At 43.5% G+C, this 19,266-nt stretch carries 21 protein-coding genes; 13 read left to right on the top strand and 8 right to left on the bottom strand.

Translation table 11 applies throughout. The features are described 5' to 3' along the window. Positions 1–8 precede the first annotated feature (8 nt). The 9 genes from H8705_RS01885 to radA all read left to right on the top strand — a co-directional run bounded on the left by H8705_RS01885 (position 9) and on the right by radA (position 9,554). On the top strand, positions 9–458 hold the full coding sequence (locus H8705_RS01885) for a cell division protein SepF (protein ID WP_262394158.1): 450 nt from the start codon (positions 9–11) through the stop codon (positions 456–458). Beyond that, on the top strand, positions 458–1,225 hold the full coding sequence (locus H8705_RS01890; RefSeq protein ID WP_262394159.1) for a YlmH family RNA-binding protein: 768 nt from the start codon (positions 458–460) through the stop codon (positions 1,223–1,225). Before H8705_RS01885 ends, H8705_RS01890 begins: the two co-directional genes overlap by 1 nt. A 27-nt stretch (positions 1,226–1,252) precedes the next feature. Beyond that, on the top strand, positions 1,253–1,999 hold the full coding sequence (locus H8705_RS01895; RefSeq protein ID WP_262394160.1) for a DivIVA domain-containing protein: 747 nt from the start codon (positions 1,253–1,255) through the stop codon (positions 1,997–1,999). A 45-nt stretch (positions 2,000–2,044) separates the two neighbouring features. Next, positions 2,045–4,846: an isoleucine--tRNA ligase gene (gene ileS / locus H8705_RS01900; RefSeq protein WP_262394161.1), complete on the top strand. Its 2,802-nt coding sequence runs from the start codon at positions 2,045–2,047 to the stop codon at positions 4,844–4,846. Between the two features lie 75 nt (positions 4,847–4,921). Then, positions 4,922–5,431, top strand: a complete 510-nt coding sequence (lspA, locus tag H8705_RS01905; RefSeq protein WP_262394162.1) for a signal peptidase II — start codon at positions 4,922–4,924, stop codon at positions 5,429–5,431. Further along, the gene (locus H8705_RS01910; RefSeq protein ID WP_262394163.1) at positions 5,424–6,341 is read left to right on the top strand and encodes an RluA family pseudouridine synthase; all 918 of its coding nucleotides are present in this window, start codon (positions 5,424–5,426) and stop codon (positions 6,339–6,341) included. Before lspA ends, H8705_RS01910 begins: the two co-directional genes overlap by 8 nt. Positions 6,342–6,352: 11 nt before the next feature. Beyond that, on the top strand, positions 6,353–7,177 hold the full coding sequence (locus tag H8705_RS01915; protein WP_262394164.1) for an HAD family hydrolase: 825 nt from the start codon (positions 6,353–6,355) through the stop codon (positions 7,175–7,177). Between the two features lie 205 nt (positions 7,178–7,382). Beyond that, positions 7,383–8,153 (top strand): N-acetylmuramoyl-L-alanine amidase, encoded by a 771-nt coding sequence (locus H8705_RS01920; RefSeq protein ID WP_262394165.1) that lies wholly within the window; start codon positions 7,383–7,385, stop codon positions 8,151–8,153. A gap of 21 nt (positions 8,154–8,174) precedes the next feature. Then, on the top strand, positions 8,175–9,554 hold the full coding sequence (gene radA, locus H8705_RS01925) for a DNA repair protein RadA (protein WP_262394166.1): 1,380 nt from the start codon (positions 8,175–8,177) through the stop codon (positions 9,552–9,554). On the opposite strand, the gene H8705_RS01930 is transcribed toward radA, so the two are convergent. Then, positions 9,528–9,695: a hypothetical protein gene (locus tag H8705_RS01930; protein WP_262394167.1), complete on the bottom strand. Its 168-nt coding sequence runs from the start codon at positions 9,693–9,695 to the stop codon at positions 9,528–9,530. The two genes, radA and H8705_RS01930, sit on opposite strands and share 27 nt — an antisense overlap. Before the next feature lie 149 nt (positions 9,696–9,844). On the opposite strand from H8705_RS01930, the gene H8705_RS01935 reads away from it, so the two are divergent. The 4 genes from H8705_RS01935 (at position 9,845) to H8705_RS01950 (ending at position 13,993) form a co-directional block, all read left to right on the top strand. Beyond that, on the top strand, positions 9,845–10,924 hold the full coding sequence (locus H8705_RS01935) for an efflux RND transporter periplasmic adaptor subunit (protein WP_262394168.1): 1,080 nt from the start codon (positions 9,845–9,847) through the stop codon (positions 10,922–10,924). A 1-nt stretch (position 10,925) separates the two neighbouring features. Next, a complete protein-coding gene (locus H8705_RS01940) occupies positions 10,926–12,116 on the top strand; it encodes an ABC transporter permease (RefSeq protein ID WP_262394169.1) in 1,191 nt (396 codons plus the stop codon). 22 nt (positions 12,117–12,138) lie between these two features. Continuing rightward, complete coding sequence (locus H8705_RS01945) at positions 12,139–12,900, top strand: DUF6873 family GME fold protein (protein WP_262394170.1); 762 nt, start codon at positions 12,139–12,141, stop codon at positions 12,898–12,900. A 97-nt stretch (positions 12,901–12,997) separates the two neighbouring features. Beyond that, positions 12,998–13,993, top strand: coding sequence for a tyrosine recombinase XerC (locus H8705_RS01950; protein ID WP_262394171.1), 996 nt, complete (start codon positions 12,998–13,000; stop codon positions 13,991–13,993). 36 nt (positions 13,994–14,029) lie between these two features. Here the strand turns inward: H8705_RS01950 and H8705_RS01955 are convergent, their stop codons facing one another. The 7 genes from H8705_RS01955 to tgt all read right to left on the bottom strand — a co-directional run bounded on the left by H8705_RS01955 (position 14,030) and on the right by tgt (position 19,262). After that, positions 14,030–14,704, bottom strand: a complete 675-nt coding sequence (locus tag H8705_RS01955; protein ID WP_262394172.1) for a stage II sporulation protein M — start codon at positions 14,702–14,704, stop codon at positions 14,030–14,032. A gap of 71 nt (positions 14,705–14,775) precedes the next feature. Beyond that, positions 14,776–15,579 carry a pyrroline-5-carboxylate reductase gene (gene proC / locus H8705_RS01960; RefSeq protein WP_262394173.1) on the bottom strand — a complete coding sequence of 268 codons (804 nt, stop codon included), beginning with the start codon at positions 15,577–15,579 and terminating at the stop codon, positions 14,776–14,778. A gap of 11 nt (positions 15,580–15,590) precedes the next feature. Continuing rightward, a complete protein-coding gene (scfB, locus tag H8705_RS01965) occupies positions 15,591–16,958 on the bottom strand; it encodes a thioether cross-link-forming SCIFF peptide maturase (protein ID WP_262394174.1) in 1,368 nt (455 codons plus the stop codon). 101 nt (positions 16,959–17,059) lie between these two features. After that, positions 17,060–17,203, bottom strand: a complete 144-nt coding sequence (gene scfA / locus H8705_RS01970) for a six-cysteine ranthipeptide SCIFF (RefSeq protein WP_262394175.1) — start codon at positions 17,201–17,203, stop codon at positions 17,060–17,062. 69 nt (positions 17,204–17,272) lie between these two features. Beyond that, positions 17,273–17,671, bottom strand: a complete 399-nt coding sequence (locus tag H8705_RS01975) for a TIGR04086 family membrane protein (RefSeq protein ID WP_262394176.1) — start codon at positions 17,669–17,671, stop codon at positions 17,273–17,275. Between the two features lie 63 nt (positions 17,672–17,734). After that, the gene (gene yajC, locus H8705_RS01980) at positions 17,735–18,046 is read right to left on the bottom strand and encodes a preprotein translocase subunit YajC (RefSeq protein WP_262394177.1); all 312 of its coding nucleotides are present in this window, start codon (positions 18,044–18,046) and stop codon (positions 17,735–17,737) included. Between the two features lie 85 nt (positions 18,047–18,131). Beyond that, positions 18,132–19,262 (bottom strand): tRNA guanosine(34) transglycosylase Tgt, encoded by a 1,131-nt coding sequence (tgt, locus tag H8705_RS01985; RefSeq protein WP_262394178.1) that lies wholly within the window; start codon positions 19,260–19,262, stop codon positions 18,132–18,134. Between the last annotated feature and the right edge of the window lie 4 nt (positions 19,263–19,266).

The following is a 19,266-nucleotide window of genomic DNA, read 5'->3' on the forward strand; positions in this document are numbered from 1 at the left end:
GCTATTAAATGGGAATGATGGACAAGTTTAAAAATTTTATTGGAATTCCTGAGGATGAGTACTATGACGATGAAGTGGATTTCATCTCCAATGACGGCGGCGCGCAGGAAACCAAGGAAGAAGTAGCGGTTCATGGGGAAGCTCCCAGACGAGGAAACAAAGTAGTAAATATTCATGCTACTACTCAGCTTCAAGTGGTTCTGGTAAAGCCGGAGCGGTTTGATGACGCCAGCTCAATCGCTGATCATCTCAACGATAAACGTACCGTAGTATTAAACCTGGAGTCTACCAATAAGGACGTTTCCCGCCGGTTGATCGACTTTTTAAGCGGTGTGGCTTACGCTAATAACGGACAGATTAAGCGGGTAGCTAATAGCACTTATATTATTACCCCCTATAATGTGGATATCATGGGAGATCTGTTGGACGAATTGGAAAGCAGCGGCGTATTCTTTTAATGAAGCCAATCAAATTTCAGGATAAACAGGAAAAGATCTTCGCGGCTCATATTGGCGATTTATTTGAAATTGCCAATGAGAAATATACCGCGAAGTTTTCCGGTTTTTTGGATTTACGGGAATATCATATCGCTCAGCAGGTTGCCTGTGCCGGCGGATATGATAATTTTCTGTTCTGGGGTGGTTATGCTCAGGCCGAGCGGATGATGCTAGGAGTATTTCCTCCTTATGATCCTTTGGCGCAGGAACAGTTTCCCATCTCTCCGGTTACTCTTCATTTCCGAAAGGAAGATCCGGTGGGTCATCGGGATATTTTAGGATCTCTGATGGGGCTTGAAATAAAGCGGGAGGCAGTGGGAGATATTCTGGTGGAGGAAGGGACGGCGGTTTTCTTTTTAACAAATACGGCGTCAGCGACGGTGCTTTCAGAACTGAAGAAGGTAGGACGATGGGGAGTAAAGGTGTCCGAAGGACTGCCGCAGATTTTGCCCGCCGCTTATAAATATGTGGACTTATATTTGAACGTCAGCTCCCTGCGCCTGGATTGTTTGACATCCGCGGTTACCGGTCAAAGCCGGGAAAAGTCTGCCCAGCTGATAAAAGGCGGGCTGGTGAGCGTTGGAGGCGCGCCGGTGGAGCAGGTGTCTTACATGGTGGAAAAGGGAGATATATTAAGCATCCGGGGATTTGGCAAGTATTTATTTGTACAGGTAGAAAAGGTCACAAAAAAAGGCAGATTACAAATTCTTTGTAAAAAATATAGTTAGAAGCTTAAAAACAGGGGAGGTTTTTTTGTGCTGACTCCAAATGATATTGCAAACAAGAAATTTGAAAAATCAATGAATCGGTATAAGATCGAGGAAGTTGACAGCTTTCTCAATCAAGTAGCCGAAGAGATGGACAATTTGATTGCTGACAAACGTGACCTGGAAAAAAAGATTATGGTTCTGGCCGACAAGCTGGAAGAGTATAAACAGGATGAAGAAAGCCTGCGGGCGGCGCTTTTAGGCGCCCAGAAGCTGGGCGGCAGCGTGGTGCGCGACGCAAAGGAAAAAGCGCAGATGATTATTGATGAGGCCAACCAAAAGGCGGCGGAAATCGTTGAAAGTTCTAAAACTGTCATAGAAAAAGAAAGAACATCTTATCAAAGACTGCAAAGAGAAGTTGCAACCTTTAAAAGCAGGCTGCAGCTGATGTATAAACAGCATCTGGAAATGATCAGCAATATTCCTGCAGACGAAAGCAGCGTAAATCCGCCGGAGGCGGCAGAGCCGGTGCAGGCGTCCCCTGAAGCGGAAGAGCCGGTGTATGAGCAACCGGCGCCTGTTTATGAGGAACCGGCCCGTCAGGAGGAATATGTAGATGAGTATGATACTCCAATTCCAGTGGCAAACTCCCATTTAAGCTATACAGAAGAGGAAGAATACCATAGGGAAGAAGAATTTTCTTCCGAGCCTCCTGCCCGTGAATCACGGTTTGGGCCGCTGAAATTTGGAAAAGAGTTTGACATCAAGCGCGATGATGAGAAGCGCAAAAAATAAATTAACAAAATCGTCTTGTGACGGTTAAAGGAGAGACACAGACCAATGTCCCAACAACAGGATTACAGCAAAACGTTAAATCTGCCAAACACGGAATTTTCCATGCGAGCCGGCCTTCCTGCAAAAGAACCGGAAATGGTTGCCAATTGGGAAAAACAGAGACTTTATTATAAAATGGTAGAAAACAACAAGGGCAAGCCTTTGTTTGTACTTCATGACGGCCCGCCTTATGCAAACGCCAATATTCATATGGGTACGGCCTTAAATAAGGTATTAAAGGATATTATTGTCCGCCGTAAAAATTTGTGCGGATATCAGTCTCCGTATATTCCGGGCTGGGATACACATGGTCTGCCGATTGAGTTAAAGGCGCTCAAAGAGCTGGGAGCTACCGCCGATATATCTCCTATTGAGCTGCGTCATCACTGCCGTGATTTTGCTCTTCGGTTTGTGGAAAATCAGAAGGAAGAATTCCAGCGTTTGGGAACATTGGCGGATTACGACAACCCTTATCTGACTCTTCGTCCGGAGTTTGAAGCCCGCCAGATTGAAATCTTTGGCGAGATGGCCAACAAGGGATATATCTATAAGGGATTAAAGCCGGTTTATTGGTGCCCGACTTGTGTTACTGCGTTGGCGGAAGCGGAAATTGAATATTCGGAAGATAAATGCTACTCCATTTATGTAAAATTTAATGCGGTTCAGGATCGAAACGGCGTTTTGGCAAGAATGGGCGCTGCCGACTTAAACAAAACTTATTTTGTTATCTGGACTACCACTACCTGGACCTTGCCTGGGAATATGGCCATTTGTCTTGGGCCGGAATATGAATACTGTGTTGTTTTGGCCAATGGGGAATATTATGTTATGGCCAAAGAACTGGTTGCTTCTACAATGAAAGCAGCCAAAATTGAAAATTATGAAATTTTGGGAAGTGCCCAGGGAAAAGAGCTGGAATATTGCCAATACCGCCATCCCTTTATGGAGCGGATATCTCCGATCATTGTAGGAGATCATGTTACTTTGGAAAGCGGCACAGGGTGCGTTCATACTGCGCCTGGTCACGGCGTAGAGGACTTTGAGGTATGCACTAAACATTATCCGGAGATTGAAACTATTGTACCGGTAGACAATTTAGGTAATATGACCGAGCTTGCAGGGGAATTTGCGGGGCTCACTACTGACGACGCCAACAAAGCAATCGCTAAAAAGCTGGAAGAATTGGGAAGCCTTTTCGCTATAGAAAAGATCATTCACCAGTATCCTCATTGCTGGCGCTGCAAGGACCCGATTATCTTCCGGGCTACAGAACAGTGGTTCTGTTCTATTGACGATATCAAGGATCAAACGATTAAAGCCTTGGATGATGTAGAATTTATTCCGCCATGGGGAAAAAATCGTATGGTTGGAATGGTAAAGGACCGCAGTGACTGGTGTATTTCCCGTCAGCGCACTTGGGGCGTACCAATACCGATTTTCTACTGTAAGAAATGTGGGAAATATCATGTGGATGAAGAAAGCATCCAGGCGGTAAGCAAGCTGTTCCGTGAAAAGGGAGGTTCTGATGCCTGGTATACTACCGAGGCCGAGGATATCCTGCCAAAGGGAACAAAATGTAAATACTGCGGCGCAACGGAATTTACCAAAGAAACGGATATTATGGACGTTTGGTTTGATTCCGGTGTGACACATGCTTCTGTTTTATATGATAATCCTGATTTGAAATGGCCGTGCGATCTTTATTTGGAGGGCACCGATCAGTATAGAGGCTGGTTCCAGTCCTCGCTTCTTACCTCTATTGCCTGGAAAGGGGTTGCCCCTTATAAGTCGGTTTGTACTCATGGCTGGGTAGTAGACGGGGAAGGACGAAAAATGTCCAAATCTTTGGGCAATGGGATGGAACCTTCTGAGATTACTGACCAGTATGGTGCGGATATCCTTCGTTTGTGGGTTGCTTCTTCCGACTATCATGCGGATATCCGTATTTCCAAGGATATTCTAAAGCAGCTTTCGGAAGTATACCGTAAGATCAGGAATACCGCCAGATACATTCTTGGCAACATCAGCGACTTTGATCCTCAAACGGATATGGTTTCCTTTGAAGATTTGACCGAGTTGGATCAATGGGCGTTGGCGAAGTTTAATGAACTGGTTGCAAAATTGGAAGAGGCGTATGATAATTATGAGTTTCATATTATTTATCATGCTCTTCACAATTTCTGTACGATTGATATGTCCAACTTCTATTTGGATGTAATCAAAGATCGTTTGTATGTGGAAGGTAAATCTTCCCAAGGCCGCCGGGCGGCACAGACTACTATCTATACTATTCTTCGCGGGTTGACGCTTTTGTTTGCACCAATTTTATGTTTCACTGCCGAAGAAATTTGGAAATATATGCCTCAGGATCCTAATTACAATAGCGAATCTGTGATGTTTAATGAGGTGCCAAAGGCGAAGAAAGAATTAGTAAGCGCGGAGTTTATGTATAAATGGGATCATATCCATGAAGTTCGTGACGATGTCAATAAGGCGTTGGAAGAAGCCAGAAATAAAAAGTTCATCGGTAAATCCTTAGAAGCCAAAGTGGTGCTTTCTTGTGAGGGAGAATTGTATGACTTCTTGACGAAGGTAAAAGAAGCGCTTGCAACGGTGTTTATTGTTTCCCAGGTTGAGATTAAAAAGGGAACGGATGGACAATATAAAGGCAATGTGGAAGGATTATCTGTTTCGATAGAAAAAGCGGATGGGCAATTATGTCCAAGGTGCTGGATGTACAGCGATACAGTTGGGTCCGATCCAAAGCATCCTGATTTGTGTGCCCGCTGCGCTCAAATTATAGGATAAATTTATGATAAAATTCATTTTGCGGTGCTTAAAGTCTCTTTGAGCACCGCAAAGTTTCCGTTTGGAGGAAATTGTATGACGGTATCGCTTGTATTAGTGGCATCAGCGCTATTTATACTATTGGATCAGCTCGTAAAATTATGGGCCTTAAGCGCTCTTGTGGGAACATCGTCGGTGGTTGTAATTCCCGGGGTGCTGCAGTTGACTTATGTAGAAAACCGAGGCGCAGCTTTTGGTATTCTCCAGGGACGGGTAGGAATATTGTCTATTATTACGCTGGTTGTTCTTGTGGCGGCTATAGTGGCTTTATTGATGGGGAAATTTAAAAATAAGCTTGTCATTTGGAGCGTTGGTCTTATTATTGCGGGAGGCGCAGGTAATTTAATTGATCGGATGTATCGGGGATTTGTAGTGGATTATTTTGATATAACGCCGTTGTTTAATTTTCCGGTATTTAATTTTGCGGATTGTTGCGTGGTGGTTGGTACCATAATGCTGATGATATATCTACTGTTTTTTGAAGGAAGAAAGAAAAAAGAAGAACCGCCCCAAACATCTCAACAAGATGGTGAGCAGATTGGATAAACGAGAATTTTTTGTAGATCCATTGGATGTTGGCCTTCGTATTGACCGCTGGCTGGGAGACACTTTGGAGGAGATGACCCGTTCCGGAGTACAAAAGCTTTGTGAGGATGGATTTGTTCTGGTAGGCGGAAAGCCAGTAAATAAAAATTACAAGCTGCGGTTAAAAGATAATGTGACGGTGATCTTGCCAGAGGCGAAGATTTTGGACATAGCGGCTCAAAATATCCCGATTACTATCGTTTATGAGGACGACGACCTTTTGGTAGTAAATAAACCCAAGGGGATGGTGGTTCATCCGGCGCCGGGCAATTATGACGGCACGCTGGTAAATGCTCTGCTTTATCACTGCGAGGGCCGGCTCTCCAGCATTAATGGCGTTATCCGGCCGGGAATTGTCCACCGCATCGACAAAGATACCAGCGGACTTTTAATCGTAGCGAAGAATGATCACGCTCATACCCACTTAGGACAACAGATAAAGGCTCATAGCTTTACACGTATTTATAACGGTGTGGTATATGGAAGGTTTTCCCAGGAAAGCGGCGTGATAGACGCCCCCATCGGCCGAAATCCTGCGGATCGGAAAAAAATGTGTGTGACAGAGAAAAATTCCCGCTGTGCGGTGACCCATTATCAGGTTTTAGAACCTTTAAAAGGATTTACTCATCTGCGGTTTACTTTGGAGACAGGTAGAACTCATCAAATTAGGGTACATATGGCCTTCGTAGGCCATCCTATCGCGGGAGATCCGGCATATGGCCCTAAAAAGGTGATTACCCAGTTAAATGGACAATGTCTGCACGCAAGGACCATCGGTTTTGTCCATCCTACAACTGGAAAATATATGGAATTTACCAGCGAACTGCCGCCATATTATACGGACTTTTTAAAGAGTGTTAAACTTACTTGACGGAGGAGAATATGAAAAAAAGGTTGTCTGATTTAGTGATTATCAGCGATGTAGATGGTACACTTTTGCCGGACAATGGGATTATTCCGCCGCGGAATTTGCAGGCGCTTGAGCGCTTTACAAAAGCGGGAGGAAGGTTTGCTTTGGCCACAGGACGGTTGGTATCCTCTATCACTTATTTTTTTGATCAGATTCCCATGATCAACGCCCCTTGTATTTTGTTTAATGGAGGGGCGGTATATGATTATAAAACCCAAACGCTTGTTTACTCCAATACACTGCCGCAAACCTTCAAAACTTATCTTCTTGTGATCATGCAGCAGTTTCCAGAAATTGCGGTAGTACCTATGACATTAAAACATATGTACGCAGTCGCTCATGGCGAATTATTCCGGGGATACTCCCGGGAAAGAAATGTGCCCGTAGAAGATGGTAAGCTGGAGGAGTTATCCGGGGAATTTTTTAAGGTGAATTTAGCGATGCCGCCACAAAAAATGCCGGAGGTATTTCAGTTTGTTTCAAGTCAAGGGTGGACAGATGTGGAATTTGTAAGCAGCAGTGAGTTCTTTTTGGAGATGATCCCAAAGGGCACCAGCAAAGGAAATGGTGTTTTGGCATTTTGCGAGAAATGTAAGGTTCCTTTGGAAAATGTAGTGGTGATCGGCGACTACTATAATGATGTTCCTATGCTCAAATGCGGCGCGTTCCCCGTAACGGTGGCCAATGCGCCCCAGCAGATAAAAGAGATTTGTCAGTTGGTGGTAGGCAGCTGTGACGATGGGGCGTTGGCGGATTTGGTGGAATATTTGGAGAAGAAATATACTTGTTTGGAGTAGAAAGAATAAGACGCCTGCTGTAAAAAACAGTGGGCGTTTTTTAAGGAGTATGGTATAATAAAAAATAGAAAAACTGCTTTTACTGCAGCAAAATTTAGTTTAAGGGTGTTGCCCCAAAAGGAAAGTATGAAAGCCTTTTGAAACCATTGGCGGGGTTATAAAAAACAGACGCGCCTCATATGCTTTCAGCAGAGAGGTGATATGGATGAAAAAGCCGTTGACCGCCGCTGTATTGGCGGCTATATGTCTGCTTACTGGATGGTGGGTATGTCGCAGTTATGCCGCAATTACAGCAGTTTCACCGGTGATTTTGCAGGAAGGGGCGAAGGAGCTTCCCGCGATTGTAATTGACGCTGGCCATGGTGGTTTTGACGGGGGAGCCGTGGGGGTTGATGGGATAGTAGAAAAAGATATTAACCTATCAATTGCGTTAAAATTGTACGATCTGTTTACAGTGAATGGATTTGATGCTGTGCTGACCAGAGATAGTGATATCTCCCTTCATCGTCAAGAGGATACAACCTTGCGCAAAAAGAAAAACTCCGATCTGCATAACCGATTGGCTATTGCCAGTTCCTATGAAAATGCCATTCTGCTCAGTATTCATCAAAATAAGTTTACTCAGTCCCGATTCAACGGGGCGCAGATTTTTTACGGTCCGAAAAATGAGAAGAGCGAGCCTTTTGCAGAGATTATGCAAAGGCGGTTTATTGAAATGCTGCAGCCGGAGAATACCCGTAAATATAAAAAGACCGGAGACAGCGTATTTTTAATTTATAACGCTCCTATGCCGGCGCTTTTGGTCGAATGTGGTTTTTTGTCCAATCCGGAGGAAGCATATCAGCTGATCGATGCGGAATATCAGCAGAAGGTAGCCTTCACCATCTTTGCCGGGACAATGGAGTATTTAGGACTGGAATATGAGGCGCCGCTGGAAACTTCGTCTGAAAGCGAAGAAGCACAGAGAATAGAATAATTTACATAAAGGACGATTAAAATGGCAGTTACAAAAAATAAAACCGTATTTATCTGCAGCGAATGTGGCTATGAAACTTCCAAATGGTATGGGAAATGTCCTGATTGCGGGGCGTGGAATACCTTGACAGAGCAGGTGCGTCAGCAGGTAAGCTCCAATAAGGCTAAGGCAGCCGCTGCGGGGACAGCGGTACCAGTTCATGCGGCGAGGCTTTCGGAAATTTCTTCTGATGACAGCCAGCGGTATAAAACCGGAGTAGATGAATTGGATCGGGTGTTAGGCGGAGGAATTGTACCCGGATCAGTGATGCTTTTATCCGGCGATCCGGGGATTGGAAAATCTACGCTTCTTTTACAGATCTGCGAATATCTATGTGCGGGGCTGAAAATTTTATATGTATCCGGGGAGGAATCCGCCCGTCAATTAAAGCTGCGGGCAAATAGGCTGAAGGTAAACAGTGATCATTTATATATTGCCGCGACCACGGATATTGAAAGTATTTTGGAAACGATTCGGAGCGTTTCTCCGGATATAGTGATGATCGATTCTATTCAGACGATGAATTTAGCGGCGTTAACCTCTTCGTCCGGCAGTATCGCCCAGGTAAGGGAATGCACCCAGATTTTAATCGGCGTCGCAAAATCTATGGAGATTCCCATCTTTATCGTAGGTCATGTAAATAAGGACGGCGCAATCGCGGGACCCAAAGTGTTGGAACATATGGTGGACGCAGTGTTGTATTTTGAAGGGGATCGGAACCATTGTTACCGTATTTTACGGGCGGTCAAAAATCGTTATGGCTCCACCAATGAAATTGGCGTATTTGAGATGGCACAGGATGGCTTAAGGGAAGTTCCCAATCCTTCTATGATGTTACTCTCCGGGCGGCCGGAAAACGTTTCTGGGACCTGTGTAGCCTGTGTAATGGAAGGTTCCCGTCCTATCTTAACAGAAGTGCAGGCACTGGTATCCAAAACTGGATTTCCCGCCCCCAGAAGGATGTCTACCGGCTTTGATTATAACCGAGCCGCGCTTTTAATCGCGGTGCTGGAAAAACGGTGCGGCTATTTCTTTGGAAATTTAGACGCCTATGTAAATGTAGTCGGCGGCTTGCGCTTGGACGAGCCTGCAGCAGATTTGCCGGTAGCGCTGGCGCTTGTTTCCAATCTGCTGGATAAATGTATGGATGATGAAATCGCCGCTTTTGGCGAGATTGGGCTGGCGGGGGAAATCCGTTCGGTTACCAATGTCCAGCAGCGGGTAAGCGAAATTTACCGCCTGGGCTTTAAAAGCTGTATTTTGCCGAGATCAAATTTAAAACAGGTTGATACCAGTCAAATGCCGGATATCAACCTGTTTGGAGTATCCAATTTGTCACAAGCGATCGCTGTCATCCGTTAAGTATGGGTCGGTACGGGTAAAATATCCACAGCCGCTGTCTTCACAGTTGGTAAGATAGGAAATGTCGTCTAAGGTACAATAGCCCTGTTGTTGATAGTAACACTCTTTGTCACAGGGGATTAAATGCATTTTGGGTTCCATAGCTTTACACTCCCTCAAAAACAATTGTTATCTTTATGCCGCAAAATAAAGTATAACCATAATCCCCAATATTAGTATAAAAATCTCTCATCCGCAAAAACTAAATTCGATATTACGAAGGAAGTTTTGCCTGGTATGGGGGTTTTTTTTTGATTGGAAAACGAATTTTAGCACTTTTATTAAGCATTGGGTCTGCCGCCGCAATTACTGCAGCGCCGGTTATGACAGCGGCTCAAATACCGTTGGTAGAGTACGTAACGCCCAGGCTTTCTCTTTATGAAAAACGTGTTAATTGCAACGGTACGATTGAATCGCAAAATGTAAAAGAAATCTACCTGGAAACCCCTGTAATTGCCAGTGATATTAATGTAGGCGTAGGGGATGAAGTGCAAAAGGACCAAGTATTGGCAATTATTGATACTAAACTTACGAAAAGTGTGGTAGAACAAAGTATTCCCACTAGTATGATTTTGCAGAATATCCCTTCAGAAGACGTATCTTCGCTTCTTGATCTGTATTCCGCTTTTTCTTCTTCTGGGCTGACCGGGGGTTCTTTGGAAGAGGTGATCGCCGCTTATGCTTCCGCCAGTGAGATTTCCCAGGAAACGCTGACTCCCAATACGCTGGCTTATATTCCAGAAGTGATTACCGCCCCCATGGATGGAGTAGTAACACAGCTTTCTATTAAAACTGACGTGCTCTCGCGTACAGCGACGCCAGTAATAAGTATTGCAGACGCAAACAACTATATTGCAAAAGTCACCGTAGGGGAAAGCTATATTTCTTCCATTAAGCTGGGGGATCCCTGTATCATTAAAGGTACCGGGTTTTCAGGAAAACAATACAGCGGCTATGTGTCCAAGATTTATCCGGTAGCCAGAAAAATGGTAGGAAGCGTATCGCAGGAGACGGTAGTAGATGTGGAAATTAAAATTGATAACCCTGACCGGGACTTAAAATCCGGTTTTTCCGCCCGAGCGGAAATTATTACCGATCAGCAAAAAAATATTCTGACGGTTCCTTATGAAGCCGTACAGCAGGACGAAAATGACATCGAATATGTATACGCGGTACAAGGGTCCCGAACGGTACGGCGAGATATTACTACCGGAATGGAATTAAGCGATGGGGTTGAGGTAGTAGAAGGATTGGAAGAAAAGGACATTATTATTGCAGATAGCAGTAAAATCGAAAAAGAAGGCCAAATGGTCAGTTTAAAGGGTGGATAAGATGTTGTTGGATAGTCTGATTTGCAGTTTCCGAAATTTAGGGAGAAAAAAATTTCGCAGTATTCTAACCATATCTGGAATTTCCATCGGCGTAGCTTCCGTTGTTCTTATAGGATCCATTGGAGCGATTGGGAAAGAAACTATCAATAAGGAACTAAGTTCTCTGGGACTGGGAAGCCTTACCATTAGTACAGACAGCAAATTTACCGATATAAAAATGACAGAGGAAGATTTGGAAAGTCTGCGGGAGGCAGGTCCGGTAAAAGAGGCAGTCCCAATCGTAGTGCAATACACCAATGTAAAAATGAGGGGATTAATCGCCAATACTGTAGTCTGGGGGGTAGACGATACCGAGGATCAGGTAATTTCTTTAGAACAGAAGTATGGCAGAATGATCAATAAAAATGATATTGCCAGCGGCAGTGATGTTTGTGTGGTGGATTATAATACGGCACAGGTATTCTATAAGAGGGATAACATTGTAGGTAAAAAATTGGAGCTGATGCTGGGAGGGCAGTATGTAACCTTGGAGATTGTAGGAGTCGCAGCCTCAGGGGGAAATATCTTACAAACCATGGTGGGGGATATGATCCCATCATTTATTTACGTTCCATATACTACAGTACAAAGATATATGGGGGACAATACTTTCAGCCAGATAGCCGTAACCCTAAAGGACAAGGAACATATTGAAAGCGATTCGGAATATTTGACTGCCTTTATGAACCGTAAATATAATATTGAGCGGGGATTTAAAACGGATAATATTTCTAAACAAAAGGATACATTAAATAATATGCTAAACATCATTACAATGGTACTGTCATCAATCGCGGCGGTTTCTCTGGTAGTAGCCGGGCTGGGGATTATGACCATAATGATAGTATCGGTCAACGAGCGAACGAAAGAAATAGGAATAAAAAAATCTATCGGAGCCACCAAAGGAATTATTATGACAGAATTTTTAATTGAGGCGTTTACCATCTCGCTTATTGGAAGTATAATAGGAGTTGGAACTGGAATGGGACTTGTATGGGCCGGCTGTATGTTTCTATCTATCCCAATGACCATAGATTTTCAAATGATGATCGTCAGTATAGTAATGTCAGTAGCTATCGGTGTGATTTTTGGGGTATATCCCGCCACTTTAGCGGCAAAGCTGCGGCCGGTAGACGCATTTCGAACAGAATAAAAAATATGGAGAGACTTTATTTATGAAGCAATGGATAGAAAAAAGCAATCTACCTTTGCATGAAGTAACCACGTGCGCAATAGGCGCACAATACATAGAGATAATAAAGGCCCTGACCTCTTTGGGGATACAGGTGATCCCTATAAAGCCGGATATCCGTTTGCCAGAGCCCTTACAAGGTCATGGGGACATGCAAATTTGCTATTTGGGACAAGGAAAGATGTTACTTCTTCCGGGAAGGGAAGAGCTAAGAGAAGCCCTTACCGGTTTGGGATTTTTAACGGAGGACTCGGACCCGCCGGGAAAATATTATCCGCAGGATGTAAAGTTAAACGCGGTATTTCTGGGGAAAAAATGTATTTGTAACTCCAAGATAATTGACAAAAAAATAACAAATCATTGTAGGGAGCAGGGGATAGAGATCGTAGAGGTGAGCCAGGGGTATAGCAAATGCAATCTGTGCGTTGTAGACGAACGCTCAGGAATAACGTCCGATAAAGGAATAGAGCGTGTGTTGAGTAAGCTGGGATTGGATATTTTGCTGATTTCAGAAGGACATATCCAATTACCAGGCTATCCTTGGGGGTTTATCGGAGGATGCAGCGGACTGCTGGGAAAAAATACAATAGCGTTTACCGGCTCTTTAAATAGTCATCCGGACGCAGAAAAAATAAAAAGCTTTATTCATCGCCGCCGCATGAATATTATTGAGTTAACCAACGGGCCGCTGTTGGATATAGGATCAATCCTGCCTCTGGAAGAAAAAGTTGAGAGGACGACTTGACGGGGAGAGAAAAATCGGATACAATAAAACATAGAGATAATTTCGCTAAATAAAAATTTAGCGAAATTAAGGGAAGAGAAAACAGGAGGAAAGCGTTATGGCCGCTTATAGTGATTGTCCCCAGGAACTTTCAGATTTTCTATTTTATATGCTTACGATTAAAGGCCGATCCAGAAAAACGGTTGACGCTTATTATGTTGACCTGCGCACTTTTCTGCGCTATATTAAAGCCGTTAAAATTGATCATGGAAATGTGAATGATCCGGATTACTTTCATCAGATTTCTATCCAGGACGTGGGACTGGATACGATTTCCACAGTTACCCTGTCCGACGTCTACCGCTTTTTAGATTATACTTTGAGCGAACGGCAAAATAATGCAAAAACCCGTTCTAGAAAAGTATCCGCTATTCGATCTTTTTTTAATTATCTTACAGTAAAAGAAAATAAGCTGACGGAAAATCCAGTAAAAAACCTGGAGGTTCCATCAGTGAAAAAATCGGTACCCAAATATTTAACATTAGAAGAAAGTTTGGATCTTCTTACGCATATAGATTCAAGTTCTAAATTCTATGAACGGGATTTTTGCATCACTACCCTATTCTTAAATTGTGGCATGCGGCTTTCTGAATTGGTAGGGATTAATACTTATGATCTTCGGGAGAATACGATAAAGCTCCTGGGCAAAGGAAACAAAGAACGTGTGATTTATATTAATGAGGCATGTCAAAAGGCGCTGGACGCCTATTTAGCGGTTCGCATCCAACCTAAAAGCGCAGAACATAAATATGCGCTGTTTTTGTCCTCCCGAGGTACGCGTATCACTCCTCGCCGGGTGGAGCAGATCATTACTTATTGCCTCAAACAAGCTGGATTGGACGGTCAAGGGTATTCTCCTCATAAGCTGCGGCATACTGCCGCTACCCTAATGTATCAGCATGGAGAGGTAGATATTCGGGTATTAAAGGAAATTTTGGGTCATACGAGCCTTTCTACCACAGAGATTTATACTCATATTTCAGACAAACAGATGGAAAACGCAGCCAATAAATCACCGCTGACTAAGGTTTCTCCGGCAAAAAAGAAAAAGTGATAGGATCTGTCCGGCCGCCTGGCCGCCATTGGGGATTTATAGAATTAAATAACCGCTTAAGCTAGTGGTAATAGCCCCGTCTAGCAGCGCTATGATGATACACATTAATGTAAAGATAAAATACTTTACGCAATATTTTTTGGTGCGCACTTCTTCCGATTGACTAGAAATGGAAGCTCGGAATAAGCGTATGGATAGTTTTAATGAAGTTTTGCAGGCGCTGAGGAGCAATGCAGTGGATAGGAACATAGTTGGTAAAATGAGCAATGCTACATACTTCATGGCTTCCCCACCATGCTCTAAATAGATCATTCCAATAGAAAATCCATATCCCAGCCCTTTGAATAGAGGAACAAGGACAATAATTAGCTGAGAGATGGTACAAAAACCACAAAAAAACAGCAGAGCCAACAATAAAAAAGTAGAAAGAAATGTGGATAAAGCGATGGAGGAAAAAGATTGCACTCTGCGTTTTTCAACATATCCGCCCAGGATAATTTTGAGGGATTCAATGGTGGAAAGATCCGATTTGCTTAATAGAATTGTTCCGATAAAAACTCCCAGTAAAAATAATATTCCTAGTATAATCATCCATAAATTGGAACGAAAATAAAATAAAAAAGACCGCGAAGAGACGCCTTGCCGAAAATCCCCCGGCACAGCCCTTTTAGCGGTCTTTAAATTTTCTAAGTCTACTACATGAAATCCCACAGCACTCAAATCCTTTAATTTAAAATTCTCTTCTTTACAGGATATGAGACAAGTTGTAGGTTTATTCCCGTTTATTGTCCAAGCTCATAAGTTCGTTTGATCGTATCGTCAAAACACTGAATTAACGCCTTGTTAAAGTTATTTTCTTCCAGTGCTTTCAGGCCGGCGAAGGTAGTTCCGCCTGGGGAAGTTACCATATCGATCAATTCCTGATGGGTTTTTCCGCTTTCGAGCATCATTTTTGCCGAACCAATCAAGGTATTGCAGAACAGTCGATTGGCAGTATCTGCATCAAATCCCAAAGAAACCGCCCGGTCAACAAATACCTTAGCAAACAGATAAATATAAGCGGGACTGCTGCCGTTAAGAGGAATTACCTCGTTCATTTTCTCTGAATCGATAGTTTCTACCTGTCCAGCGCAAGCAAATATTTTTTTAACAAAAGAAAATTCTTCTTCCGTTACCGGATCAATTTTACTTATAGCGGAAGAACCGCAGCCAAGAAGAAGCGGAGTATTGGGCATCACACGGACTAGTTTTACATCATATCCCAAATTTTCCTTGATAAATTGGGCGCTGATTCCGGCGGCGATAGAAATAAAGACAGTCTCTTTATTCACCGCAGGACGTATCTGTGCCAGCACGTCAGTAAAGTTTTGCGGTTTTATAGAAAGAACAACATTTTTACACTGAGAAACCAGAGCTTCAATGGATTTACAGACAGCAAATCCCTGAGAACGGTAACTCTCTAGTTTTTCTTTGTTGATGTCATATAAAGCTATCTGAGAAGGAGAAATCATGTGGGAAGCAACAATTCCGTTGATAATTGCCCCTGCCATGTTCCCAGTCCCAATAAAACCGATCGTATACTCCATCTTTTTCCCTCCTAAACCAGGTCGGCTTCCGCCGCCTTTATCATAATAGCGCACTCCACACGCTTCTTCTCCAGTTCACAGGAAAGTTTGTGGGGCTTTAAAATATCCCCCTGATATTGCATACTATTGGCATTACATCCGCCGGAACAATAAAATTTTGCCCAGCAGTTTTTGCACTCTTCTTTTCCATAAACAGTAGCTTTGGCAAACTGAGCTTTACGCTCAAAATCCAGGGACTGATCAAACACATTTCCCATCTTCCACTCTTCATGCCCTACAAATTGATGGCAGGGATAAACATCTCCATCGGGCGTTATAGCAACATATTCGTTGCCACAGCCGCAGCCCCTCAGACGCTTAATGGCGCAAGGGCCCTGATCAAGATCGATCATAAAGTGAAAGAAATTAAACCCCTCCCCTTTTTTATCCTTCTCGATCATTATCTTGGAAAGACGGTCGTATTCAGCGAATACCTCCGGCAGATCCTCCTGGGTAAGAGCGTAGGGCATCTTTGGATCCGCTACTACCGGTTCTACTGAAATCTGATCAAATCCCATCTCGTTGAGATGCAGTACATCATTGGCAAAATCTTTATTATATTTGGTAAAGGTTCCCCGAACATAATACTGATCCTGTCCCCGCTTTTGTACCAGGTGTTGAAATTTAGGCATAATGCTGTCATAGCAGCCCCTGCCGTCTACCCGGGCACGAACTCGGTCGTTTACTTCTTTGCGTCCATCGATGGAAAGGACCACGTTGGACATTTCTTTGTTAATAAAATCAATCTTATCGTCATCCAGTAAGAGTCCGTTGGTAGTGATAGTAAATCGGAACAACTTATTGTGCTCCTTTTCCAGCGAACGGGCATACTGCACTACTTGTTTGACCACATCAAAATTCATCAGCGGTTCCCCGCCGAAGAAATCCAGCTCCAAATTGTGGCGGCCATAAGAATATTTAATCAGATAATCAATCGCCGCCTTTCCTACCTCGAAAGACATCAACTGGCGATGTCCCATATATTCCCCGGTATCCGCAAAACAGTACTGGCACCTCAGGTTACAGTCATGGGCGATATGCAGGCACATGGCCTTTACCGGAGAAGGAGTCATCATAGAGGCAAACTTTTCATAATCATCGCTGGAAAAAAGCAAATCTTTTTCATGGAGAGCTAGAATTTCCTCATAGGTTTCTATAATCTCTTTTTGGGGATATTTCTCCTGAAGGGCACTCAACGCCTCTGCTGGACAGGTCTGCGGCAGGTTATCTTCAGAAAGATAATCCAGAATATCATAAAACAGTTCGTCCACTACATGGACAGCGCCGCTGTTAACGTCTAAAACTATAAAATATCCATTGGATGTATACTTATGTATCATTCTCAATAAAACTCCTAACGAAAGAATAGGGCAGTTTTTCAACCACCCTCACATGAAAATAAATGAAAGAAGGCAGTTTTCACTGCCTTACATTATCATTTTTATTTTTTATGCTCGCATTTTTGATTAGCCACCGTACAGGAAGTTTTGCAAGCGGACTGACAGGAAGCCTGGCATTCGCCGCAACCACCCTTTACTGCGGATTCTTTCAAATTGGCGTTGTTTAATGTTTTAACATGTTTCATTGGTATAACCTCTTTCTTTGATCCTTAATTTCTACTGCAAATTATAACATAGCCAGCAGAAAAATTCAATTACTTGAATTTTTTTCTTTTATTTACTCCGACAACTCCGCCTAAAGCGGATGCAAACAGTACCGCCGCTAATTTACTCAAAGCGATGATACCAAATCCGGATCCGTCAAACGCGAGATTGGCAAGGCTTAAAATGCAGAATAGACACCCGCCGCACACAAGTCCTAACAGCAATCCTTTTTCTCGGGAATAAGCGGCGCTGACAAACCCTGCTGTAAAACCGCCGAAAATAAAGGTGATGAGAGATACCACCGATACTACCGCCTGCGGCATATCTTTAAATCCCATAATCACCGACATGATAATAAGAAGCAAAAAACAAGCGATTGCGCCTGCAATTATTCCATATGTAATCGGACGGATAAAACGCTTTGCACCATGAACATCAGGCTGTTTCATTGAAAACTCCCCCTTCAATCCTTACTAAAGAATATTCAAGGGAGTATCTCAATATTACAGGGATTATTTTTCTTTTTTCGCGGCGGCCGCCTCTTCATGAGCAGTGTTGTTAGCCTGGACAGCCCATTTAGCAATTCTGATTTTGTTTCTGTCCGAAGCGGTTTCGATCACAACAAAATCATCGCGAACAGTAACAACAGTACCGATAATACCGCCCTGTGTAATTACTTCATCGCCCACCTGCAGGTTGGCACGCATCTGCTGAACCGCTTTTTCACGCTTTTTCTGCGGACGGATCAACATAAAATAAAATACAATGATAATTAATACCAAGGGGCCAAACTGCACTAGCATGGCAGTAGTCTCTGGGGACATAAGAGCACCTCCGTTAAAATTAGATACTTGTATTATTATAGCGTTAAAGGCTGTTTGTTGCAAGTATTTTCATATTAAAAGTTCATTAAATACGTTTGGATAGGATGGGTACCCAATGACGACGAAATTCTTCAAAAGTATTATTATCCAAAGCATCCCGGATTTTTTCCATCAGGGTATTATAAAAATATAAATTATGCATTACCCCAAGGCGCATAGCCAGCATCTCATTGGCACGGAACAGATGGCGCAGATATGCCCGGCTGTGATTTTGACATACCGGGCAGTCACACTGGCTGTCCAGAGGCGATGAATCGGTAAGGTATTTGGCGTTGTTGATATTAATAATGCCCGACCAGGTGAATAAGGTTCCATGACGGGCGTTCCGGCTGGGCATTACACAGTCGAACAGATCAATTCCCCGGTAAACCCCTTCAATGATATTGACGGGGGTCCCAACTCCCATTAAATAGCGGATTTTATCCGCCGGCGCATACGGCTCTACCGCTTCGATAATCTCATACATTTCCTCGGCAGTTTCCCCTACCGCCAACCCGCCGATGGCATAGCCGTCTAACTCCATTTGAACAATCTCCTGCATATGCTGGATACGCAAGTCCTTATATGTGGACCCTTGATTGATGCCAAAAAGCAGCTGGTGGGGATTGATCGTATCTTCCAGAGAGTTGAGCCGGTTCATTTCCGCCTTGCAGCGAGCCAGCCACCGGGTGGTGCGCTGGATGGATTTTAAAGTATAATCATAAGGGGCGGGATTTTCAATACATTCATCAAACGCCATAGCAATAGTGGATGCCAGATGAGACTGGATTTGCATACTCTGCTCCGGACCCATAAAAATCCGTTTTCCATCCACATGGGATTGAAAGAATACCCCTTCCTCTTTAATTTTGCGAAGCTTTGCCAAAGAAAACACCTGAAATCCGCCGCTGTCGGTTAGAATAGGCTTTTTCCAGCCCATAAACTTGTGAAGTCCGCCCATAGCCTGAATCACATCGTCCCCTGGACGGACATGGAGATGATAGGTGTTGCACAGTTCCACTTGGCATTTTAAATCCACCAGGTCAAAGGAGGAAATTCCTCCTTTGATAGCCGCGGAAGTACCCACATTCATAAATGCTGGAGTTTGTATTGTCCCGTGGACGGTATCCATTTTTCCTCTTCGGGCGCTGCCCTCTTTTTTAATCAGTGTAAACAATAAG

The organism is Youxingia wuxianensis (genome assembly GCF_014385085.1).
Classification (GTDB): domain Bacteria; phylum Bacillota; class Clostridia; order Oscillospirales; family Ruminococcaceae; genus Youxingia; species Youxingia wuxianensis.